This window comes from Verrucomicrobiales bacterium (assembly GCA_016793885.1).
Taxonomy (GTDB): Bacteria; Verrucomicrobiota; Verrucomicrobiia; order Limisphaerales; family UBA11320; genus UBA11320.
In genome coordinates this window covers 33,917-57,194 of record JAEUHE010000031.1, presented here as the reverse complement: position 1 = coordinate 57,194, position 23,278 = coordinate 33,917, and the positions used below count along the sequence as shown (strand labels likewise).

20 protein-coding genes are annotated in these 23,278 nt (G+C 61.0%); 18 read left to right on the top strand and 2 right to left on the bottom strand.

The window, feature by feature from the left end; all coding sequences use genetic code 11:
* The first annotated feature begins 144 nt into the window (after positions 1-144).
* Entirely contained in the window at positions 145-1,476 is a 1,332-nt protein-coding gene (locus JNN07_03985; GenBank protein ID MBL9166877.1) for a hypothetical protein, read from the top strand.
* Positions 1,477-1,734: 258 nt separating this feature from the next.
* Here JNN07_03985 and JNN07_03980 read toward each other — a convergent pair whose 3' ends face one another.
* Together JNN07_03980 and queA are read right to left on the bottom strand one after the other, a co-directional pair.
* Positions 1,735-2,523: a dihydrofolate reductase family protein gene (locus JNN07_03980; protein ID MBL9166876.1), complete on the bottom strand. Its 789-nt coding sequence runs from the start codon at positions 2,521-2,523 to the stop codon at positions 1,735-1,737.
* Complete coding sequence (gene queA / locus JNN07_03975; GenBank protein MBL9166875.1) at positions 2,520-3,596, bottom strand: tRNA preQ1(34) S-adenosylmethionine ribosyltransferase-isomerase QueA; 1,077 nt, start codon at positions 3,594-3,596, stop codon at positions 2,520-2,522. Before queA ends, JNN07_03980 begins: the two co-directional genes overlap by 4 nt.
* Before the next feature lie 424 nt (positions 3,597-4,020).
* Between queA and JNN07_03970 the strand changes: the two genes are divergently transcribed.
* The 17 genes from JNN07_03970 (at position 4,021) to ftsZ (ending at position 23,185) form a co-directional block, all read left to right on the top strand.
* A complete protein-coding gene (locus tag JNN07_03970) occupies positions 4,021-4,494 on the top strand; it encodes a hypothetical protein (protein ID MBL9166874.1) in 474 nt (157 codons plus the stop codon).
* 5 nt (positions 4,495-4,499) lie between these two features.
* Positions 4,500-5,096, top strand: a complete 597-nt coding sequence (locus JNN07_03965; GenBank protein MBL9166873.1) for a hypothetical protein — start codon at positions 4,500-4,502, stop codon at positions 5,094-5,096.
* A 16-nt stretch (positions 5,097-5,112) separates the two neighbouring features.
* Positions 5,113-6,045, top strand: coding sequence for a 16S rRNA (cytosine(1402)-N(4))-methyltransferase RsmH (rsmH, locus tag JNN07_03960; protein ID MBL9166872.1), 933 nt, complete (start codon positions 5,113-5,115; stop codon positions 6,043-6,045).
* Entirely contained in the window at positions 6,042-6,422 is a 381-nt protein-coding gene (locus tag JNN07_03955) for a hypothetical protein (protein MBL9166871.1), read from the top strand. Before rsmH ends, JNN07_03955 begins: the two co-directional genes overlap by 4 nt.
* A gap of 17 nt (positions 6,423-6,439) precedes the next feature.
* On the top strand, positions 6,440-8,389 hold the full coding sequence (locus JNN07_03950) for a penicillin-binding protein 2 (GenBank protein MBL9166870.1): 1,950 nt from the start codon (positions 6,440-6,442) through the stop codon (positions 8,387-8,389).
* Between the two features lie 23 nt (positions 8,390-8,412).
* Entirely contained in the window at positions 8,413-9,906 is a 1,494-nt protein-coding gene (locus JNN07_03945) for a UDP-N-acetylmuramoyl-L-alanyl-D-glutamate--2,6-diaminopimelate ligase (GenBank protein ID MBL9166869.1), read from the top strand.
* Positions 9,907-9,918: 12 nt separating this feature from the next.
* Positions 9,919-11,307 (top strand): UDP-N-acetylmuramoyl-tripeptide--D-alanyl-D-alanine ligase, encoded by a 1,389-nt coding sequence (locus JNN07_03940; protein MBL9166868.1) that lies wholly within the window; start codon positions 9,919-9,921, stop codon positions 11,305-11,307.
* Positions 11,304-12,455 carry a phospho-N-acetylmuramoyl-pentapeptide-transferase gene (gene mraY / locus JNN07_03935; GenBank protein MBL9166867.1) on the top strand — a complete coding sequence of 384 codons (1,152 nt, stop codon included), beginning with the start codon at positions 11,304-11,306 and terminating at the stop codon, positions 12,453-12,455. The genes JNN07_03940 and mraY overlap by 4 nt, the downstream gene beginning before the upstream one ends.
* A 137-nt stretch (positions 12,456-12,592) precedes the next feature.
* A complete protein-coding gene (murD, locus tag JNN07_03930) occupies positions 12,593-13,966 on the top strand; it encodes a UDP-N-acetylmuramoyl-L-alanine--D-glutamate ligase (GenBank protein ID MBL9166866.1) in 1,374 nt (457 codons plus the stop codon).
* Between the two features lie 161 nt (positions 13,967-14,127).
* Complete coding sequence (locus tag JNN07_03925; protein ID MBL9166865.1) at positions 14,128-15,096, top strand: LysM peptidoglycan-binding domain-containing protein; 969 nt, start codon at positions 14,128-14,130, stop codon at positions 15,094-15,096.
* Between the two features lie 95 nt (positions 15,097-15,191).
* Positions 15,192-16,322 carry a putative lipid II flippase FtsW gene (ftsW, locus tag JNN07_03920; protein MBL9166864.1) on the top strand — a complete coding sequence of 377 codons (1,131 nt, stop codon included), beginning with the start codon at positions 15,192-15,194 and terminating at the stop codon, positions 16,320-16,322.
* A gap of 8 nt (positions 16,323-16,330) precedes the next feature.
* Positions 16,331-17,515, top strand: a complete 1,185-nt coding sequence (locus tag JNN07_03915; protein ID MBL9166863.1) for a UDP-N-acetylglucosamine--N-acetylmuramyl-(pentapeptide) pyrophosphoryl-undecaprenol N-acetylglucosamine transferase — start codon at positions 16,331-16,333, stop codon at positions 17,513-17,515.
* A gap of 32 nt (positions 17,516-17,547) precedes the next feature.
* On the top strand, positions 17,548-18,480 hold the full coding sequence (gene murB / locus JNN07_03910; GenBank protein MBL9166862.1) for a UDP-N-acetylmuramate dehydrogenase: 933 nt from the start codon (positions 17,548-17,550) through the stop codon (positions 18,478-18,480).
* A 48-nt stretch (positions 18,481-18,528) separates the two neighbouring features.
* Positions 18,529-19,431, top strand: a complete 903-nt coding sequence (locus JNN07_03905; protein MBL9166861.1) for a D-alanine--D-alanine ligase — start codon at positions 18,529-18,531, stop codon at positions 19,429-19,431.
* A gap of 208 nt (positions 19,432-19,639) precedes the next feature.
* Positions 19,640-20,599 carry an FtsQ-type POTRA domain-containing protein gene (locus JNN07_03900; GenBank protein ID MBL9166860.1) on the top strand — a complete coding sequence of 320 codons (960 nt, stop codon included), beginning with the start codon at positions 19,640-19,642 and terminating at the stop codon, positions 20,597-20,599.
* The gene (gene ftsA, locus JNN07_03895) at positions 20,592-21,821 is read left to right on the top strand and encodes a cell division protein FtsA (protein ID MBL9166859.1); all 1,230 of its coding nucleotides are present in this window, start codon (positions 20,592-20,594) and stop codon (positions 21,819-21,821) included. The genes JNN07_03900 and ftsA overlap by 8 nt, the downstream gene beginning before the upstream one ends.
* 35 nt (positions 21,822-21,856) lie before the next feature.
* Positions 21,857-23,185 (top strand): cell division protein FtsZ, encoded by a 1,329-nt coding sequence (gene ftsZ, locus JNN07_03890; protein MBL9166858.1) that lies wholly within the window; start codon positions 21,857-21,859, stop codon positions 23,183-23,185.
* Positions 23,186-23,278 lie beyond the last annotated feature (93 nt).

Genomic DNA, 23,278 nt, shown 5'->3' with positions numbered 1-23,278 from the left:
AGCCCAGGTCTCCCCGAAAAGCGATGCCAAATCTGCCTCCCGATACCCCTGACTTGGGAGGCGGGATGTGTCCTACGCCGGTTTGGTGCACTCTTGCATGCGTGCGAGCTTGATCGCGAAGGTTTTTGGGGTGAGATTCCCGGCATGCAGCTTTTTGGCACCTGTCGCTTCGCCTTGATCATCCTGCTCTGGGCTGTTCCTGGAGCGCGGGGACTTGAGGGGCGTGTCACGACGCTGCAAGGCCGTGATCTATACGGGAAGATTCGGTGGGAGGGCGGGGGATTGGTGGTGGTGAACTCCCGAACCGATACGTGGAGCCGAGTGAATGTGGCCGATATCCGTGCCCTGTGGCTGGATTCCTCGGATTCCCCGCCCCTGCTTCCGCCGGCCAGCCTCATTGGACAGGAGGTCACGGCGACGGGGTTGCCGTTTCCGTGGGAAATGGGAGACATCGGAAGTCCGGCGGGGCCGGTGAATGTCTATTACTCCGGCGGCACCTACCGGTTTGAGAGCAAGTTCAGCTCGCTGGGGCAGGGGGTGGACGCAGCCCGTTTTGTGTTTGAGCGGATTCGCGGAGATCGGGAGTTTGTCACCCGCATCGCACGGTCGACTCCCATTCATGAACAGGCGCGGGCGGGAATGATGTTTCGATCCACCTTGAACGAGTCGTCGCCTGGGATTTTTTGGGGCACCATGGGCGGGACTCACGATATCTGTGAATGGCGTACGGCTGCGGGAGGACCGATGGAATCGTTTTCCGCGCCGGTTTTACCCGGGGTCCGATGGTATAAGCTCAAGCGTGAAGGCGACGAGTTTTCGGCCTTCCGCTCGCGCGACGGCGTCCGGTGGTTGATAGTGGGGCAGACCAATGTGGCCCTTCCCTCGGACATGTTGATGGGGCTGACGGCGGCTGGTGTTTCGGAGTTTCGCGGTCATTCGGCCTCCTTTGAAAGTGTGCGCCATGAACGTCGCATGGTGAATCAAGTTCCAGTGCGCACCGAGTTGGTGAGCGGTTCGGTGATCGAGTCCTCCTGGATGGAGATCGACAGCGGCGGCCTGAGGTTCTCGGGGATTCAGGCCAGGCCGTTAGTGCGTCGTGATCAGGTTGCCCGGATTCTATTCCACTCGATCCCTGGCCGACTCGAGACTCGGCTTCGCTCGGGGCAGCCCGGAGTGTTGCTCACGACGGGAGATTTCATAGAGGGCGAGGTCCGGTCTATCTCTGAGGGGACGATGGTGCTGGATTCGGTGCTGTTCGGACAGCGGCGGCTGGATGTCGTGAATTTGGTCTTGGCGGTGGTGATGCGCCCTACGGAAAAGCCGGCTTTTGCCTATGAGGTTCACACGGTCGACGGCTCCACTTGGAAAGCTCTGTCGGTGACCATGGTCGACTACGGATTGAGTATTCAGGAACCATTGATTGGAACCTGCGTGCTGCCGGTGTCTGATCTGGTGAGCCTCGAGTTGGTGCGCTAGCAGCAAACAGCGCCGGCGGTGTTTGCTGCGAGAAGGCACTGCGTGCGGGGAGGCTACGTAAACGTTCGATAACGGGCCATCGGAAATCGGAGCGGGGACCTATTGCCCACGGACGACGCGGACCACACGGATCTGAAGAGGAACTTGCCCGGGTCGGGCCGAGCGACTTTACCCTGGAACCGGGAATGGGTTGCCCGCAAACCAAGCTAAACCTAAATCCGGGAATGGATGAACCACGGATTTCACGGATGACACGGATTAAGAAGGTATCGTGACATTCTTGAGCACGAGTTCGCACTCCCTCTCAGGGTGATGAGGGTCTTCCTTCCAAGTCTTGGCGGATCTGCGGAGTTTCAGAAACAGTTCCAAGCCTTCCTGTCGAACGGAGACAAACTCCAGTTGCGTCGCTTCCGCCAGTCGCTCGAAACCTTTGCCGTCCGCGATGGTGGGAGCCAGCTTGCCGCCAAAAATCAGCGGGCAGACCGTGAGGTAGAGCTCATCCACCAAGTCGGCTCGGAACATGGCGTCGTTCAGTTCACCGCCACCTTCGCAGTGCAGGCGGTGCACTTGCCAGTGTTCGCGCAGCCAGATCAACGCTGCGTTGAGATCCACTTCTCGGTCGCCAAACTGTCCCACCTGCACGTTCGCCTTTCTCAGCAGATTCAAACGGCGTGCGGGTGTTTGGGTGGTGGTGAGCAGAATGATGGGGCCACCGGATTCGTGAAATAGCCTCGACCCGAGATCGAGTTGCGCGGAGCCGCTCACCACGACGCGTAGGTTCTCGGGTTGAAGGTGGTTCTGACGCCGCAATCGCTGATAGCGTGGCCCACCGCTGTTCAGATCCGCGTTCTGCTGGCGGATCGTGCCCGCGCCGGTCATCACCGCATCGGCGCGCGCGCGGAGCTGGTAGAGTTGGTCGTGGTCGGCGCGGCTTCCGAATGAGGCGACCTGGCGATTCTCGGTGGCGATCTTTCCATCGGCGGTCATCGCCATGTTGAGGGACACCCACGGCCGGGCTGTTCCTGAGTTGAGCGGGCGTTTCCTCATCGGATCCACATGGCGTCCCCGTAGCTGAAAAAGCGGTAGCGCTTTTCGATGGCTTCACCGTAGGCGTTCAAGATTTTCTCCCGGCCTTCGGTTCGACCCGGGGCGGCGAAGGCGCTGACCAGCATGAGGAGCGTTGATTGCGGTAGGTGAAAGTTGGTGATGAGCGAGGTGACCACCAGAAACTCGGCCGGCGGATAGATGAAGATGTCCGTCTTTCCCTGGGTGGCCGCGATGCCATGGGGATTGAGTCTGGCGATGCTTTCCAGAACTCGCAGCGTTGTGGTTCCCACCGCGATAATGGGTGTTCCTGTCTGACGGGCTTGATTGATTTTTTCCGCGTTGATGGCGTCGAGTGTGTAGCACTCGCTGTGCATGTGATGGTCCGATATGCGCTCGGACTTTACGGGAGCGAACGTGCCAGCGCCGACGTGCAATGTGGTGCGAGCTAGTTTCACTCCCCGCGCTTCCAGTGCTGCCAATAATTCTTGGGTGAAGTGCAAGCCCGCCGTGGGCGCAGCGATCGATCCAGGCTGGCCGGCATAGATCGTTTGGTAACGTGCATCATCCCGCGGGTCGCGCGATCCAGCGGGCCGTTCGATGTAGGGGGGGAGTGGAAGCTCGCCCAGTTCCTCGAGTTCGGCCAGCAGATCGCGAGTTCCGCTGAAGAGGAGTCGGCGATGTCCTTCGTCGTTGATCTCGGTGACGCGGGCCACGATGCCGGTGTTCCCGCGAGCTGGATGGCGGAGGATCAAGCTCCCGCCGATTTTGGCCCGTTTGCCCGGACGCACCATCGCCCACCAGTCGTTGGTTTGGTTCTGCTCCAGCAACAATACTTCAAAAAGCCCGCTACTCTGGGAGTTTTGTGCCCGCAAGCGAGCGCGGATGACCCTCGAGTCATTGAAAACAAGGAGGGCAGGGCTCGGCAGGAGTTCGACCAGGTCGCGAAAGTGGCGGTGCTCGAGTTCGGGCCGGCTTCGATCCAGGACCAACAGTCGAGAATCATCGCGTCGCTCCAGCGGAGCTTGGGCGATGAGCGATTCAGGCAATGGATAGTCAAAGTCGGCCGTCCGCACGTGGGTATGCTTCCTCGACTGCGCCCTCTTTGAAAAGCCCAAGGGCTGGAATTTTCAGGTGAACCCCCCCGGGTGGGGGGATCAGGTTCCCTCAGGCTCTCGAGCATTGGTTCTTCTCCCGACTTCCCAGCCGGAGTGGGGGAACGTCGCCGAGGTCAGAGCCGGAGTGGGGGTGAGCAACTTTGTCACGCTTTGTCCTGATCCTACCAGTGAGCATAGGCGTTCATCCGCAAATCTGAGCCTTATTGGTGAAGCTATAACGTTAATAGTATTCCGATTTTACGTCGTTCATTAAAATATTCCCCGGGCTGTGAATAACTTGGTGACAATTTTGGCCAATTAATAGGTTGACCAAAGATGGGTAAGGTGTGGTAAAAGTTAATCGCTGTGGGGCGAAATGGGGTTTAGGTTGTCCCCGGCAAGAATGACCGAAGGCGCAGTCAGGCGGAACCGGTATGTCTCCACTTTTCGTCATAAAGTGGATGAGAAGCGTCGTGTGCAGGTGCCTTCGGAGTGGCGGGATAAGGATCAGAAGTCGGCGGAGTTCACCTTGATTCTTTGGCCCCACAATGACCAACCGGATTCCTGTGTGATGGTGATGCCTCCAGAGGTTGCGGACGACTTTATCGCGAAGCTGAACTCTCTCCCTTATGGCGGGTCGGAAGCGGAGGCGATCCGGGCGGACATGGCAGCCAACGCAGCCATGGCGTCCCTGGACTCGGTGGGGCGGATTGCGCTGCCGGACTGGATGGCTGAGCGGATCGGGGTGAAGGCAAACGGCAACGCGGTCATGAGTGGGATGTGGGATCGATTTCAGATTTGGAATCCGGAGCGGTATGACGCGACGCGTGCGGCGGTGCGGGTGGTGGCGTCCACGGCTTTCCGCAAGCTGATCTGACGGCCATGAGTTTGATCAAGATGTTGTCCTTGGCGAGGTCGCTTCGTGGAGAAGGGGATCTCAACACGGCTTATCAGCTGACCCAGGACAATCTGATGCCTGATTTTTCCCGCAGCAGCCTGCGGCCGGTTCCGAACCGGGAGGAACCGATTGGAAGCGGCGCGGGCTGCGCGCGGAGTGTGGTGGTGCGTGAGTTGGGGTTGCCTCGGGGTGGGCGATCCTCCCAAGAGAAAGGCAAGGTCATGCAGGAACAACAGGATGAGATGCTGGTGAATTCCTCGAGTCGTTCCGGAGTTTCTGGGCAGGGGTCGTCGGACGTCGGCGTGCCGGTTCAGCGTTCGCGGTGGCTCAGTGGTCGGACAGCTCCGCGGGCCACGTTGCGTGCCGACTCCAAAGGTCAGTTATCGCTCGAATTTGTCAAAGTAGTTCGCAATGACCTGAGTGACTCGGATCTCGAGCTGGTGCCGGCGAGGCCTCTGGTGGGTCCCGCGCCGAAGCGGGCTGCGACGGGATCTTCTCCCGGGTTGGAGGCGGTCGAGCCGGAGCCCTCTCGTTGGAGCCGCTTCACCGCGCGGATCTTCGGATCGGCAAATCCGCCCTGAGCAAAGCGACGCAAGGGTGGAGGCTTCGGGACATCGGCCGGTGTTGCTGGAAGAGGTGCTCACCGCGCTGGCGGTGGGGCCCGGAGGGTGCTGGGTGGATGGGACTTTGGGTCGGGCAGGGCACGCGGAGGCGATTCTGGAACGCTGCGGACCAGACGGGCGTCTTTACGGATTGGATCGGGATGCGGCCGCCATCGACGCAGCCAGGATAAGATTGGCGCGCTTTGAGGGTCGGGTGGAGTTCAGGCAGGCGAATTTCGCGGAGATGGCAGATGGGTTGGGCAGGTCGAGCTGTGATGGGGTTTTATTGGATCTCGGGGTGAGTTCCCCCCAGTTGGACACGCCGGAGCGAGGGTTCAGCTTCCTTCGCGATGGTCCTCTCGACATGCGGTTTGATCAGCGTCAGTCGCTGACCGCCGAGCAGTTGGTCAACCATTCGGACGAACGTGCGTTGGCTGACCTGTTTTGGAAGCTGGGTGAAGAACGGGCATCGCGTCGGATCGCTCAGGCCATTGTGGCAGAGCGTCGGACTCACCCGTTTCGCACCACGGGACAGCTCGCGGCTTTGGTCGAGCGGGTCTGTCCTCGGGGTGGGCGGAAAGCCCATCCGGCAACGCGGGTGTTTCAGGCGTTGCGGTGCGCAGTCAATGATGAAGGCCGCTCCCTCTCAAGCGGACTGGCGGCAGCCTGCTCAGTTCTAAAACCCGGTGGACGGCTCGCGGTGATCACCTTTCATTCGCTGGAGGATCGGGCGGTGAAGGACTTCGGAAACGAGCGGTCCAGAGACTACGATTTCGACGGAACGGTGGACATCCCCGAGCTGCGTCGCCCAAAGAAGCCCGAGCTCCGCTGGCTTCAGCGGAAAGCAATTTTGCCGGGGGACGAAGAGATTCAGTCGAACCCGCGGGCGCGTAGCGCTCAGCTGAGGGTTCTGGAAAAGTTGGCATGAAACGCAATCGAAAATCGCAGTCGGCCGCCGTTCGCCTGGTGCCCGCGCTCAAGGCGCTGTTTCTGTGCTTTTTTTTCGGCGGCGCAGCGGTCGGCTACGTGTGGCAGCAGCGCAAGCTGCACGAGCTGGATACCATTCAGCGTCAGATGGAGGCCAGACTGGATTTGTTGCGGCGTGACAACCGGGTCCTCCAGGGGCAGCTGGCCGACCTGCAGTTGCCGTACCGCCTGCAGGAGCGAGTTCGTCAGCTCCGAGTTAACTTAGTGCCTGCCGTGCCCGCTCAATTGGTGCGGCTCCCGGAGCCACCTCCCTCCGGCGAGGCCTGGTGGGACGAACGATCTCTCCCGCTCGCCAGCCGTCCTGCGTCGGCCGACTAGTCGACTTAAAACATCCCATGGCCTCGCAAGCCTTATTTCGTCCCAACCAGCTCCGCTGGCTCTTTGGGCTGACCTCCTGCCTCGTGCTGGCACTCATGGCATTGGGTGGACGTCTGTACGTGCTGCAGGTCCAACGTCATGAGGAGCTGCGGGCGCTGGCGGAGTCACTCACCCACGACGCAACCGTTCGGGAGCCTTGGCGCGGGGATATTCGGGATGCCAACGGAAATCCGCTGGCGACGAGCCATCCGGTGAAGCGTCTCTGCGCGGACCCGTCACTGATACGCAATCGGCAATGGGATGTGGCCCGCGCGCTGGCTCCCATTCTGGGAAGGTCGGAAACGGAATTGGCAGACCGGCTCAAGATCACCACCCGCGTCGACACGAACGGGGTAGTGCGGACCAACCAGTTTGTGGACCTGAGGTTTGAGGCGACTCTGGACCAGTGGACGCAAGTTACCCAGGCGATGGCCCAGGTTCGCTTCGAAGGCGACGAGGCCGTCCTGCCCAAGCGCGAGCGTCGATTTTGGAACACACTCCGGCAACGGGCCATTTTTGGCATCGACTCCCAGCGCCGCATCTATCCCAACGGTCAGCTCGCCTCGCATGTGGTCGGCGTGGTCGGGATTACCAACTACACTCTCCATGACACCTGGGTTCGGGAGTTGTTCGGAGTCGAAGGCATTGAAGCCAGCTTCAACAAGCAGCTTTCCGGAGTGCGTGGAATCCGGGTCACCGAGAGGGACCGAAGCAACCGTGAGCTCGTTCGATTTCGCGGTCAGGACGCCGAGCCCGTTGCGGGCTTGAACGTGGTGCTGACGGTGGATCTGGTGCTGCAGAAGATATTGGAAGCCGAGCTGGCTGAGGCGGCGGCGAAGTTCCGCCCGGAGAACGCCATGGGGATCATCGTTCGTCCCCGGACAGGGGATATCCTGGCCATGGCGAACAGTCGCACGTTCGATCCGAACGACCTCTCCGCCTCGACGGTGCAGCATCGGCGGAACCGGATCATCGCGGATTTCTACGAGCCCGGATCGACCTTCAAGATCGTTTCGCTCTCCGCGGCGCTCAACGAGAAGGTTGCTCGGCTGACCGACTACTTTGACTGCGAGCACGGCTCCTGGCGCTATGGAGGATTGGTGCTCACGGACCATGAGCATTACGGGAGTCTTCCGCTGGAAACGGTCTTTGCGAAGTCATCGAACATCGGCATTGCGAAGATGGCCCTGCGCATGTCGGAGACCAACTTTCATCGGTATGTGCGGGCGTTCGGTTTTGGGAGCCGATCCGGAATTGAGCTGCCGGGCGAGGTGATGGGCCGGTTGCGCGATCCCAAGTATTGGCATAAGACTTCGCTCACGCGCATTCCCATCGGGTATGAGATCGGAGCCACTCCGTTGCAGATGGTGATGGCGGTCGCCGCTGTCGCCAACCAGGGCGTGCTCATGCAGCCGCATGTGGTCAAGCGGCTGGTGGACAATGAAGGCAGGACGGTGGTGGAGTACTCCCCGCAAAAAGTGCGCGAGGTGATGTCTCCGGCTGTGGCCAAACAGGTGGTCCAGGCCATGAAAACGGTGGCGAGCACCAATGGCACCGGAATCAAGGCGATGTTGGACAACTACTACGTGGCGGGCAAGACGGGCACTGCATGGAAGTGGAACAGCACCACGGCTCGCTACGATAAACGCTACTACTCCTCGTTCATCGGCTTTTTCCCGGCGGACGATCCTGAGCTCTGCATCTCCATTGTCGTGGATGACCCGCAGTCAGGTGTTTACGGCGGCCAGGTTGCCGCCCCGGTATTCCGCAAGGTTGCCGAGCAGGCCTCCCATTATTTGAAGATCCCGCCCGATCGCGGCAGTCTTTCGGTTCCGACCGAGGATTCCCGCGTGCCGGTGCCTGCGATGGTCCGAAGTTTCCCAGCAGCCCAGGTGGGAGGTTCGGTGCGTCCAGCCAATATTCCCTAACCGGCCGATTCCCTATTCGTGACATGCGTGTCAAAGACCTAATCACCCACCTTCCGGGAGCCCGTGTGGAAGGCGCTGTGGATCGTGAGATCACGTCCATGGCCTACGATTCGCGTCGCGTGACTCCCGGCACTCTGTTCGTCGCGGTGCCGGGGCAGCGCGTCGATGGGGGTGAGTTTATGGCGGATGCCGTGGAGCGGGGTGCTCCGGTGGTGCTCTGCCATCATGACGCCGTGGCACCGGCGCGAGTCACCCGGATTCGGGTGGACGATGTCCGTGAGGCGATGGCCCGGGCCAGTGCGGCTTTTTATGGTCGGCCGAGCTCGAGCATGAAGCTCGTTGGCGTTACCGGCACGAACGGCAAGACCACGGTGGCATTCATGGTGAAAGCGATCTTGGAAGCTTCGGGATCGAAAACCGGTCTGATGGGGACCGTGCGTTATGAGGTGGGAGACCGGGTAATACCAGCCCAGCGGACGACCCCTGAGTCGGTGGATATTCAGCAAATGCTAGCCCAGATGGTGCGCGCGGATTGTCAGGCCTGCGTGATGGAGGTGAGTTCGCACGCGCTGGACCAAAAGCGGGTGTGGGGTATCGGTTACGATGTCGCCATTTTCACGAACTTGACCCAGGATCACTTGGATTACCATGGGACGATGGAGAGTTATTTTGCTTCCAAGGCGCGGTTGTTCACGCCGGACTGGGAGAGCGACAAGATTCCAGCCTGCATCATCAATATTGATGACGATTATGGGGCTCGTTTGGCGGCCCAGACGAAACAGGTCAGCGTGCGGCTGACCTATGGGGTGGAAAAGTCCGCGGAGCTGCGGGCAACTCAGCTGGAGTTGGGGCGGGATGGCTCCCGATTCCTGGTCGAGACTGCGGATAAAAGCTTCGCGTGTCGGCTTCCCTTGATCGGCCGGCACAACGTCTATAACGCCTTGGCGGCCATTGGTGCCGCGTTGGTGCTGGGGATTCCGGTGCGGCACATCCAAGCTGCCTTGAACATTCTGCCGCCGGTTCCGGGCCGGCTCGAGGCGATTCATCGTGGGCAGCCGTTTGGTGTGTATGTGGACTACGCCCACACCGACGATGCGCTGCAGAATGTCCTCACGACGCTGCGAGAAATCACGCGGGGGCGGGTTTTGCTGGTGTTTGGGTGTGGTGGCGCGCGCGATGTGACCAAGCGGCCCAAGATGGGTAGGGTGGCCGGGCGTCTGGCCGATTACACGATCATTACCAGCGACAATCCGCGCCGGGAGCCTCCGGCGGAGATCGCAGCCCAGATCGAGCGTGGATTGGTCGCGGTGCGCAACGATCAGTATCATGTGGAGCTCGAGCGTCGCCGCGCGATTGACGAGGTGATTCGGATGGCCCAGCCGGGGGATACGGTCTTGATTGCCGGCAAGGGGCATGAAACTTACCAAGAGTTCAGCGACACCGTCGTTCCTTTTGACGATCGTCTCTACGCCGCGGAGACCCTGGAGCTTCTCGGGCACAAAACGGGTCGCTCCTAACTTTGGACTTCCGTGGATCCCCTCTCCATTCCTTTCGTTGTGGACGCCTGCCGCGGTCGTTTGGCTCAAGGTCTCAGCTCGGCCGTGGTGCGGCGGGTCTGTTCAGATTCGCGTCTGGCCCAGGAGGGAGATTTGTTTTTGGCGATTCCGGGGGAGCGCTTCGATGGTCACCAGTTTCTTCCCGAAGTAACCGCGCGCGGCGTGGCGGCGGTCCTGGTTGAAAAGGGCAAGTGGGCGGGTATCGCGGGTGATTGCGCGGTGATCGAGGTGGATGATGTGAGAGCGGGACTGGGGCGCCTGGGAGCATCCTATCGTCGACAGCTCTCCGCTCGGTGTGTGGCGGTCGCCGGTTCCAATGGCAAGACCACCACGAAGGAGTTGGTGGCAGCCGTCCTGCGACAGCGGTACGCCACGGTGTGGAGCGAGGCGAGCTTCAATAACGATTTGGGAGTTCCTTTCACGTTGCTGCGGATGGATCGCACTCATCAGGCCGCCGTGCTTGAGCTGGGCACCAATCACCCGGGCGAGTTAGCGCCTCTCATCGACATGGTGTCGCCGCAGTTCGGGGTCATCACGAGCATCGGCCGCGAGCATCTGGAGTTCTTCGGGACCGTGGCTGGCGTTGCGGAAGAAGAAGGCACGCTGGCAGCTCGTCTGCCTGCCGATGGGCTCCTGGTGCTCGATGCGGATTCGGAGTGGACGCCGGCCATCGTGACCCGGGCCTTGTGCCGAGTCGTGCGGGCGGGGTGGCGGGAGGGAAGCGACTGGCGTTTGGGAGAGGTTGCCCTGAGCGCGGGCGGAACCCGGTTTCAAATCGTTTCCGCCCCTGCCGGGTATGCGGGAGACTATCAGGTGCCGCTGCTCGGTCGGCATCAGGCATTGAACGCGCTTTTTGCCATCGTCCTGGGCGCTGAGTTTGGCCTGGCCGCGGAGGAGATTCGGCAGGGTCTGAGTCAGTGCCAGCCAGCAAAATCTCGCCTCAAGCTTCAGCAGGCGGGAGGAATCCAGATTATCGACGACAGTTACAATGCGAATGCGGACTCCATGCTCGCCGCGCTTCGGACGCTGGGAGAGCTGCCTTGCTCGGGGCGTCGGGTGGCCGTGGTCGGGGACATGGCTGAGTTGGGCGATCATACCCTGGCCGCGCATCGGGAGGTGGGCGAGCGGGCGGGAGAGTTGGGGGTAGATCTTTTAGTGGCGGTAGGCGCGCAGGCAGGTGCGACGTTGGAGGGGGCCGGGAGTCAGCAGGCCGGGAGAGCACTTGCTTTTGAGGATGTGGACGCCGCCCTGGTTTTCCTGACGGCTTCCTTGCGCGGGGGGGATCTGGTTTTAGTCAAGGCCTCGCGGTCGGCGCGGCTCGATCGGGTGGTGGACGGCCTGCTGAAGCATCTGATGTCATGATGTTGTATTTCTCTCAATGGCTTTTGGAATATTCCCGGGGCACGCCCTGGGAAGATCCGCTTTCGTTCCTGAGGCTGTTTCGTTACCTCACCGTGCGGAGCGCCGGCGCGGCCATCACCGCCCTAGCGATTTCATGGTGGCTGGGACCGCCGCTCATCCGAGCGTTGAAGCGCTTGCGGTTCGGCCAGGACTATGTGGACAAGGCTCAGGAGGCGGGCGGGCTCACGGCTCGGATCGACAAGCGTGGCACCCCGACCATGGGTGGGGTGCTCATCGTGGTGGCGATGGACGTGGCGGCCTTGCTTTGGGCTCAGCCGAACGTGCTGGTGCTGCTCACGCTCCTTTCGGTGTTGGTGCTGGCCGGACTTGGTTTCTATGATGATTACGCCAAGATCACCCAGCAGAGCAATCGAGGCGCCAAGGCGGCGGTCAAGTTGATCGTCCAATTTGGACTGGCGGGGTTCATTGCGCTCTATTTGTACCGGAATCCCGCTACTCGTCCTTTGGTGGAGGAGGTCATGGTGCCCTTCATGAAGCATCCGGTGGCAACGGGGATTTTGGGCGCCACCCTTGGTATCGGGCTAACGATGCTCGCGATCGTGGCCAGTTCCAACGCCGTGAATCTGACCGATGGACTGGACGGGTTGGCGATCGGCTGCACCCTCATCGTGGGGATGGTGTTCTTGATCCTCACCTACGTGGCGGGAAACTTTCGCTTTGCTGGCTATCTGCAGGTGCCCTATGTGGAGGGCGCCGGTGAACTCACCGTGGTTTGCGCTGCGATGATGGGTGCCGGGCTTGGCTTTCTGTGGTTCAACTGTCATCCGGCGCAGGTCTTTATGGGAGACACGGGTTCGCTGGCCCTGGGCGGGGCTTTGGGGATCATGGCCGTGCTCATCCACCAGCCGTTCGTGCTGGTGATCGCCGGCGCGATCTTTGTGGCCGAGGGGGCCTCCGTCCTGTTGCAGACCGGTTGGTTCAAGTTCACGAGAATGCGCTACGGCGAAGGGCGACGGTTGTTCCGGATGGCCCCGCTGCACCATCACTTCGAGAAGCTGGGCTGGCACGAGACCAAGGTGGTGATGCGGTTCTATATTCTGTGTTTCTTGTTCGCCGTCCTGGCGTTGGCGACGCTCAAGTTGCGTTAATCAGAGGGTAATAATCGGGGTGGGGTTTCCGAGGCTTTGCAAACGGCGCTCGCCTCCGGCGAAGGTCTCAGGCAGGATGCGGAGGTTCATTCGGTGCGAGTGAATCGGTGGTTTGGCAGGCAGTGGAATAAGGAATCATGTCGAGTTACGAAAAGCAAAAAGTGTTGGTGATCGGGTTGGGGATGAGCGGCCAGTCGGCCGCCACATTCCTTCGTCAACGCGGGGCGGATGTTTGGGCGATCGACAGTGCTGACACCGCCGAGCTGCGGGCTACCGCTGAGCGGCTTGGCAAGGATGGCATCCGGGTTCTCCTGGGTGCCAGCGACCTTGCGGAGTCGGGCTTCGAGCTGGGTGTTGTTAGCCCGGGCGTGCCTGGTGATCTGCCTTGCCTCGGGCGGCTTCGCTCCGCTGGAGTGCCCGTGATCGGCGAGCTGGAACTTGGGTATCGAGAGTCGCTTTGCTTGAACATCGCCATCACCGGCACGGACGGCAAGACCACCACGACCCGGTTGATTGAGCGAGTGTTGTCCAATAGCCACAAGCGAACGATCGCCGCCGGGAATATCGGCACCCCGATCACCTCCGTGGTTGATCGGACTCGAGACCTTGATTTTCTGACCCTCGAGGTCAGCTCCTTTCAATTGGAATCGATCCAATACTTTCGATCCACGGTGGCAGTGCTGTTGAATCTGGCCCCGGATCATTTGGATCGGCATCGATCCATGGAGGCCTATATTCGAGCGAAGGGGCGTCTGTTTGAGAACCAGCAGGCGTTTGACTGGGCGATTGTTCAATCGGAGGCACTGGCGCAGCTTCGCGCTCTGGGAATCGAGCCGCGTGGGAAAATTATCACCTTTAGCGCGACGGATTCGCAGGCGGACCTTTTCCTCGATCGGAGTTTGCTCATCAGCCGGCTTCCTCTGTGGGAAGGCCCGCTGCTCGATCTCGAGAAATGCAAACTCAGCGGTCCGCATAATGCCGAGAACTGCATGGCGGCTTTGGCGGTGGGACGCGTGCTGCGGTTGCCCCTCGAGGAGACGATCGCCGCGGTGCGTGATTTCGTGCCGCTGCCCCATCGCTGCGAGTTGCTGCGGGAGGTCAATGGGGTGCGTTTCATCAACGACTCGAAAGCCACCACGATGCATGCCCTGGAGGCCGCCTTGCGGGCGATCCCCATGGCCACGGGGGGGCGTCCCAATGTCTGGTTGATTGCAGGTGGCAAGGACAAGGGTTTGGATTATCACCAAGTGGGCCCACTTCTGCACGAAAGGGTGAAGGGGACCTACCTCATCGGTGAGACGGCCACGCGCCTTCGGTCGGACTGGGGACTTTTTACTCCTTGCAGCGTGTGCGGCTCGTTGTTAGAAGCAGTTAGCGAAGCCGCCCGGCGAGCTGAGCCGGGAGATGTGGTCCTGCTTTCACCCGCTTGTTCCAGCTTTGATCAATTTCGGGACTATCAACATCGTGGCGAGGTGTTTAGGCAGGCGGTTTTAGCCTTGGCCCTCGCCTGATTCTGCCGATTTTATGGCCGGATGCTGTCCCAGCGGGGTAGAGTATTAGAGAATTGATAGCGACCAGTGATTTTGCTTTGAGGTCTACATGAGGGAAAGACCCGGAGCGACAGAATGAATTGATTTCCTCAATTGAACTGAGCAACTGACGACGACGCGTAATGAACACACCTAGTCCACTTGTGCCCAAGGGCACTTCTCCGGAGCCACGGCGAAAATCCCATTTTGCCGCTGTCTTTATCATCCTTTTTATCCACGTGGGCGTGCTCGCCGGCTTCTTGCTGCAAGGCTGCAAGCCTGATGAGCCTGCCAAGCCCGCTGAGGATGCCGGTAACGCACCGCAGTACGGCTCCGATTTGGCGTCTTCCAACGCCCCGTCGCCCTTCACGCCGACGCCCGATCCCACCAATACCCTCGGGGCTGCGGGCGCCATTCCTCCTCCCCCGGGTGTGCCCTCTGGCGCCTCGCCGGCGCCGTTCGGCTCTCCTACCGGATTGCCTCCCGCCCCGCTGCCTCCGGCTGGAACGGGTTTGGCTCCTCTCCCCGGAGCCGGTGCACCGGGTTCCACCGTGTCCTCGGGTGGTTTCGATAGCGTGATTCCTCCCGTCGTCAGCACCAGCAGCACTCCGAGCACCGAGCATACGGTCATGAAGGGAGAGACGGGGTCGCTGATCGCCAAGAAGTATGGGATGGGATGGAAAGCCATCGAGGCGGCCAATCCGGGCGTTGACGCTCGCAAGTTGCGCATTGGCCAGAAGCTTCTGATCCCTTCGAAGACCGTGACTTCGGGCGGCCCTGCTTCGACCAGCTCTGAGCATGCCACAACGTCGGCTGACTCGGGTTCAAGCTCCTACACCGTCAAGTCGGGTGACACACTCGCCCGAATCGCGAAGAACCACGGTGTCTCGGTTAAGGCCATCAAGGCGGCCAACGGTTTGAAGCTGGATGCGATCAAGGTGGGTGCCAAACTGCGCATTCCTAGCAAGGCGCCCGCTGCCCCTGCGGTCGACCACTCGGCCCCGGCACCGGTTCCGACCCCGTTGACCTTGCCGCCGCCTACTCTCTCGCCTGGGGTCCTGACCCCAGTGCCTGAGCCCACAGTTCCTGGGGCACCGGTCCGGAATCCCTAGGTCAGCCTTCGCGCTTCGTCTGGTTGCTTTCATGGCACCGCCCGGTGAATAGTCATCGGGCGGTGTCTCTTTTTATAGAGCCTTCCGCTTTTCTGATGAAAACCGCCACTACCCTTCTCGTCTTCTGTGTTGCCGCCCTGGCTGCGCTTGGTCTCGTGATGATCACGAGCGCCTGCATTGGCATGGACAGCACCAAGTATTTTCGTAACCAGACCTTTTGGTTCGGCGTCGGATTGGGAGTGTGCTGCCTGATGGCGGGGCCTGATTATAAGCATCTTCGAAAGTTCTCCTGGGTGATCTATGGCGGGGGCCTGATCCTTCTGGCCTTGGTGTTCGTGCCTGGGCTGGCGCCCGTGATCAAGGGGGCACGCCGGTGGATCGTGATCGGCGGGCAATCGCTGCAACCTTCCGAGTTTGTGAAGTTGGCCCTCATCATCGCCTTGGCTCGCTATTGCGAAATCAACCAGAGCCAGATGCGAACCTTCTCCCGCGGTTTCCTGCTTCCCGGCCTCTTGATCGGTGCCGTGCTTGCGCTCCTGCTCCCGGAGCCCGATTGGGGGACGACGGTGCTGCTGGCCTGCGTTGGGGGAATGATGCTGCTCGTGGCGGGGTTACGCCCGATCTTCTTTTGGCCCGCTGCGGTTGGCGGCTTGGCTGCGTTGGTGGTGGCGGTGATGCACAATTCAGTTCGATCGACTCGCGTCCTGGCTTGGCTGCATCCCGAACTGTATAAGGACGACAAAGGATACCAGGCCTACCAGGCGATGATCGCTCTCGGGTCGGGAGGTGTTACTGGGGTGGGCTTGGGGGAGGGGCGCACCAAGCTCGGATTCATGCCGGAGCACCACACCGATTTCATCTTTTCCGTGATTGGGGAGGAAATGGGTCTAATCGCCACGTTGGCTGTCCTGCTCGCTTTCATCCTGATTGTGATCTGCGGCTGCATCATTAGCTGGAATGCGCGAGATCCGTTCGGCATGTACTTGGGAACGGGAGTAACCTTCCTTCTGGGTCTGCAGGCGTTCATCAACATTGGGGTGGTGACGGGTGCGCTTCCCAACAAGGGCTTGGCGCTTCCCTTTCTCAGTTATGGAGGGTCGAATCTGCTGGCGATGTCGGCTGCGGTGGGTTTGCTCCTCAACGTGGCTCGCCATGCGGGAGCCTCGGCACAACGTGGTCGGCTCTTTGGCAACGACACCAATCCTTTCGCCGAGGCCGCTGCCTAGGCTCAACCATGTCCGACTCGACTTCATATCCCAGCCATTTGGTCATCGCGTGCGGCGGCACTGGGGGACATTTATTCCCCGGAGTTGCGGTGGGAGGCGTATGGCTTCAGCGGGGGGGAGAGGTGACATTGGTGGTTTCCGAGAAGGAAATCGACCAGGTGGCATTGCAGGGTGAATCCCGGTTCCGAGTGGCTAGGCTGCCAGCTCTGGGCTCCGGCCAGGGTTCGTGGTTTCGCCTGCTCTCCGGGCTCTGGGCTTCTGGGGCGCGATGTCGGTCCATGTTTAGGGAGCGTCCCCCCCAAGCCGTGCTGGCCATGGGAGGCTTTACCAGTTTGGCCCCCATCTTGGCAGGGCGGCGCGTCGGAGCTGGTTTGTTTCTGCATGATTCCAATGCCATCCCCGGACGGGCAAATCGTTGGCTATCCTTGCTGACCGACGAGGCGTTTGTAGGGTTCGAACAAGCGGGCCGCCGCCTGCGCACGGCCCAGGTCCATCGAACCGGCACGCCGGTCCGGCCTGAGTTTGTCCGTCCCGTTTCCGCCAGCCCGGCTCGGTTAGCGCTTGGATTGGATCCCTCGAGGCCGGTGTTGTTGGCCATGGGGGGAAGCCAAGGGGCGCATGGGGTCAACGAGGCGGTGCTGAAGTCGCTCCCGGCTTTACTCGCAGCTTGGCCGGAGGTGCAATTCCTGCACCTGACCGGGCGGGCTGATTTTGCGGCGGTTAACTCGCGATATCAGGAGTTTTCCGCTAAGGCCGTGGTTCTTCCCTACCTGGCGGAGATGCACCTCGCCCTGGCGGCGGCGGACCTCGCCGTGAGCCGCGCTGGTGGATCTTCTTTGGCTGAGTTCGCGGCCATGCAACTCCCAGCTGTTCTCCTACCCTTGCCCACGGCGGCGGACGATCATCAGACCGCCAATGCTCAAGCCGTGTCAGCCGCGCGGGCGGGCATCTGGTTGCCGCAGCGACAGGCGCTGGACGGGCGGCTCGCTGAGGTGGTTCTCTCCTTAGGTCGCGATTCTGAGAAACTGAGGCAGATGAAAACTCGCCTGGCCGAAATGCATGTGGTGGATGCCGCACGGCGGATTGCGGACCGAATGGCCGCGCATCTACAGCTTAGCGCTCCCCGGGGTGCGGCTGGCGGGTCCAGTTCCCGCCCGGCCGCCAACGTCTTCTGTGCTCCTTCCTCAACTTAGACTCTCTCGAAGTTTTAACTCTCTAGCGACCTGTGCCAAGCAGTCCTGATTCAGTCTCCGACCACCTACGACAGCGACTCGACCCGTCATCGATCGTTCAGTCGGGGCAACCTTTGGCCAAGAAGACGACGTTAAGGGTTGGCGGTAAGGCGGACATTTATGTGGAGCCGGCCCACGAGGCCGACCTGGCGACAGTGTTGCGGGTTTGTCGTGACCTCTCGCTGCCGGTGACGTTGCTGGGGCGTGGCTCGAATTTGCTGATTCGGGACGGCGGGATTCGAGGCGTTGTCGTCTGCCTGGCCCAGCCCGCCTTCAGCCACATCGTGGTAGAAGGCGAACGGCTTCGCTGTGGGGCGGGTGCTCGCCTGAAAGCGGTGTCGGTGGAGGCTCGACGCGCGGGTTTGACAGGACTGGAATTTCTCGAAGGGATACCGGGGAGCGTTGGCGGCGCCCTGCGAATGAATGCAGGTGCGATGGGCGTTTGGACCTTCCACGTTGTCGAATCCATCCGCTATATGACCCCCGGTGGTGAAATCGAGGAGCATCCGGCCGCCGAAGTGGAATCGCGCTATCGCTGCTGCCCGATTCTGAAAACACACGTGGCTTTATCGGCAGTGTTGCGGGGAACTCCCTCGACCACGGCTGAAGTCGCGGCTCGGATGAGCGCCTATAGTTCGAAACGCTGGGAAAGTCAGCCGGCTCAACCCAGCGCGGGATGCGTTTTCAAGAACCCCGCGGCGGTGCCCGCCGGCAAGCTCATTGACGAACTGGGGCTGAAGGGCACCCGCGTTGGTGGGGCGGTGGTGTCGGACGTGCATGGGAACTTCATTGTGAACGAAGGGGATGCCACGGCGGCTGATGTGTTGAAACTCATCGAAACAGTGCGGGAAAGGATTCGTGCGGCCCGGGGAATTGAGATGGAAACCGAGGTGGAAATTCTCGGGGAGGATCTGCCTCTCTCCTGACCGCAGGAGCCTCTAGGACTTACAAAAAACGGGTTGCCGGAGTGAGCTATGTCTAAATCTTACACGATTACGGTGATGCTAGGTGGACCCTCGGCCGAACGTGAGGTGTCGCTCGTGACGGGAACGGCCGTCGCGCGAGCGCTTCGCTCATTGGGACATCGGGTGCACGAGCTCGATCCCCAGCCTGGTAACTGGGATTTGCCCCCCGGGACAGAGGTGGTGTTCCTGGCGCTGCACGGCACCTATGGGGAGGACGGCACCGTTCAGCAGGAATTGGAGAATCTCGGGGTGCCCTACACGGGATGCGGCGTCGAGGCCAGTCGCTTGGCCTTTGATAAGGTCCTGACCAAGCAGCGGTGTGTGGAGCATGGGGTCCCCACCGCCCGATACCAGGTTTTCGATCGAGCCTCCAAGCCTTGGCCCACGGGGTGGGAGCCCCCCGTCGTTCTAAAGCCAGTCCGGCAGGGCTCCAGCGTGGGGCTGCAGTTCGTGCGTGAAATCTCCGCCTGGCCGCAGGCGTTGGCGGAGTCGTTGAAGTATGACACCGAAGTCCTGATGGAAGAGATGATCCTGGGTCGAGAGACCACCGTAGGCATCCTGGCGGGAGTTCCTTTGCCGGTGGTCGAAGTTCGCCCCAAACAGGGCGGATACGACTACCGTAACAAATATACGGCGGGTGCCACGGAGTATCTATGTCCTGCCCCGTTCGAGCCGGGGGTGACCTCCGGCATTCAGAACGCGGCCTTGGCGGCATTTCGGGCCATCCAGGGACGCGACTATGCCCGGGTCGATGTGATGGTTCGTCCGGACGGCAGTCCGGTGGTTCTTGAGGTGAATACGCTGCCGGGCATGACTGAGACCAGCCTGCTGCCGAAGGCTGCGGCTGCGGCCGGTATGAGCTACGAGCAGCTTTGCCAGCGCATGATTGAACTGGCGGTCGCCCGGGCCTGACCGGACGGGCGCAGGTGGCACCCGGTCTCAGTCCAGAGAACTCATCTCTTTTTCACGATACTATTGACGTCGGGCGGATCGCTTTTGCATCATCCTGCCAGTTCAAGACCGTGTTGCTGTCCGACCTTATTTCGCGTTCCCGCTTCCGAGCCGCCGTGGAGTCCCATGGCTGGGTGAGGGGGCTGTCTCGGTTTCTTTCTTTTCTCCCATGAGTTGGTTTAGCCGCCGTCAACGAAATCGACAACACCGCCGCCGCCATGTGCTTGATGTGAAGTTGAGCAATGAGCAGCGGCACGGTGCTCGCATGCGCTGGCTGGGCCTAACCTTAGCGACGGCATCGGTGGCGTTCCTGATCTTGGTGGTCTGCTGGCGGGGTGGAGAATGGGCGCTTCAACGACTCATCTACCAGAATCCGGCGTTCGCCGTGAATGAGATTGATATTGGGACGGATGGAGTCATCGCCTTGGAGCAGTTGCGTCGGTGGGCCGGTGTGGAGCTGGACTCGAACCTCTTTGCACTCGACCTGAACCGTATCAAGCGGGATTTGGAGTATGTGCCGGTGATTCAGTCGGCCGAGGTGGAGCGCATTTTGCCGCACACCTTGCGTATCCGGGTCACGGAACGTGAGCCCTTGGCTCAGTTCGTGTTTGCGCAGCCTCGTTTGGGAGGCACTCCGGATCAGGTGACTTACACTCTCGACGAGGAGGGCTTTGTGATGCCCCAGATCAGCGCCTATCAGCGCGCGATCCCAGCACCCACGAATGAATTTTTGCCGATCATTACCGGAGTTCCCCCGGCTGAGATTCGTCCCGGGCGGCGGGTGGAGTCACCGCAGGTGCTGGCGGCCCTGGCCTTGGTTACCGCCTTTGAGCGGTCGCCCATGGCCGGCCTGGTTGACATTCGGGAGATCCATGTGGGCAGTCCGGATGTCCTGCTGGTCAGCACGGAGCAGCGCGGTCGCATCGTGTTTGGGCTGAAAAACCCTGCTCAGCAGCTGCAGCGCTGGCGCAGTATTTACGATCATGGCCAGCGCCGGGGCTTGCAACTGGCGTCGCTGGACCTCTCGGTGGGGAACAACATCCCTGCCCAATGGCTGGAAGCCGGCGAGGCCGCCCTGGTGAAACCCAAAACCTCCCGTCAGATGAGGGTGAGGAAAAAGCATGTTTAAGAGCAATTCTGTCATAGTGGGATTGGAAGTCGGCACCTCGAAGGTGTGCGCCGTCGTGGGCGAGGTGAACGAGAACGACGAACTCAACATCACCGGAGTTGGACAGGCCCGCTCCCGCGGAGTGCGCAAGGGAGAGATCGTGGATAGCGCGCGGGTGGAGGTGGATATCCGAGCGGCCCTGGATGAGGCCGAGCAGATGGCCGATGTCGAAATTCGCAGCGTCTACCTGGGTGTGACGGGCAGCCACATCTCTGCGCTGACCAACCGGGGGATGTATCCGATTGTCTCCGCGGACCGCGAAATCACAAGCGAGGATGTCGAGGACGCGATTAAGAATGCCAAGGCAGTCCGGCTGCCGGCCGACAACGAGATTCTGCACGCGACTCGCCAGCATTTCGTCATCGACGGACAAGAGGGCATCGTGGACCCGGTCGGAATGTTTGGCTCGCGGGTGGAAGTGGACATGCACGTGATCCACGGGAACCTCAATCGGTTGCAAAATCCGATTCGCGCTGTGAAGAATCTTCAACTCGAGGTGGAGTCGGTGGCCTTCAACGGACTGGCGGCTGCCTTGAGCGTGCTGACTCCCGACCAGCGCAAGATGGGGGCTTTGGTGATTGATCTTGGCGGCGGGGTCACCAACTACATCGTTTACACCGGTGGCGCGGTCAAGTACGCGGGGGTTCTGGCGGTCGGCGGGGATCATGTCACCAACGATCTTGCCTATGGCCTGAAGGTACCGCTGAAGCGCGCCGAGCAGCTCAAGGTGGACTATGGTGCCGCTTTGGTTTCTCCCAGCGTGAAGGGTCAGACTGTGACTACGGAGGCTGAACTGGGCATGCCGGCGCGGACCCTCAATCTGGAACATCTTCAGAATATCATGAGCCTGCGCATCGAGGAGATGTTCCAGCTCATCGCACAGGAGATTGGTCAGGCTGGTCTGCTGAATTACCTGGGTGCCGGCGTTGTCTTGTGTGGTGGCGGGGCTCGGACGGCGCGCATTCAGGAGGCGGCGGAAACGGTTTTCCAACTCCCGGTGAGCCTGGGACGCACGAACTCCATCAGCGGGATCAAGTCGGCTCTGGATCAGCCCGAATTCGCCACGGCGATCGGTCTCGTCCGATTCGGCTCGTTTCAGGAAAAGCGCAAGGCAGGCTCCTCCACACTAACTCAGACTCTCAAGCAGACTTTGGGCGGTTTCCTCCGTCGAGCGATGCTATGATTTTCGAACCTTCCGACTTCAGGAGCTAACTGACTATGGATATCTCTGGGACGGTGCCTGCGCGACGGGTGTTCCAATTGCGCGTGATCGGCGTGGGCGGCGCGGGTTGCAATGCCGTGAGCCAATTGGCCATTCAGCCGTTGGAAGGTGTGGACTTCGTGCTCATCAACACGGACGCCGCTGCCTTGGCCCGAACCAGCTTGGAACGGCGTTTTGTGATTGGAGAGCGCTCCATGCGTGGGCTGGGAGCCGGCGGGGATCCTGAACGGGGCCGGCTTGCAGCCGAAGAGGATCTGGCTTTGCTGCGGCAGTTGTGCGACGGCGCCGATGTCGTGTTCATCATTGCCGGAATGGGGGGTGGAACCGGAACGGGTGCTGCCCCGGTCCTGGCTCGGGTGGCCCGGGAAACGGGAGCCTTGGCGATCGGCATCGTGGTTCTGCCCTTCGACTGTGAAGGGCGGCCGCGGCAACACCGTGCGGTCGAGGGATTGACGCGGTTGAAGAGCTGCGCCGACACCGTGATCTGTCTGCCTAACCAGGAGGTGCTCCGGCTCATCGATGAGCGAACGAGTTTGTTGGACGCTTTCCGGCTCGCGAACGAGTGGGTGGGGCAGGGGGTTAGCGGACTCTGGCGGCTGCTGTCGCGCCCAGGCCTTATCAATGTCGACTTTGCCGATGTCTGTGCCGTTCTGCGCGGTCATCATGCCGAGAGCTCGCTGGTCTCGGTCGAGTCGCGGGGAGAAAATCGGGTGGGAACAACGTTGGAGAAGCTGCTAGCCCATCCGTTGGTGGATGGCGGCAACCGTCTGGCGGAGGCCTCTCAGATTTTGGTCTGCATCGTGGGCGGGCCTGAACTGGCATTGCGAGATGTCAACCACATCCTCGAGCAGATCCGTCGGCACGCGGAGCAGGCTCTGCTGGTCATGGGGGCCGCCATCGAAGAGGGTTATCAGGATCGGATTGCGGTCACCCTGGTGGCTTCGGTAGCCAATAAGGAAGCGGCAGTGCAGCCGTCCCCCAGTGCGGAGATCGCCTCGACCGTGGTTCCCTTCCCGCCCCAGCCTACTCGGACAACGGCGTCCGATCAGGACGAGCCTCTGTTGCGGCAGGAGAGTCTGGAGGATCAGGTGCGCGCCCCTTCTCGGTTCGTGGCGCCTCCTCCCGATAGCAGCCCCGAGATGATCCAAGCGATGGCCAATCAGTCATCGAGCCGCGGCCGCCGGAAAAGCAATGTTTGGAAGCAGGGGACGCTCAATTTGGAAATTGTCTCGAAAGGACGTTTCGAGAAAAGCGAGCCCACTATCATCCACGGCCAGGATTTGGACATCCCCACGTTCGTACGCCGTGGAGTTGTTCTGAACTGACCGGAAACCCCTCGACGGTATCTCTTTCCGAAGGCGACTTGGCGCAAGCCAGGTCGCCTTTTTTCTTTTCGTCCGGCGTGCGGATCGGGTTTG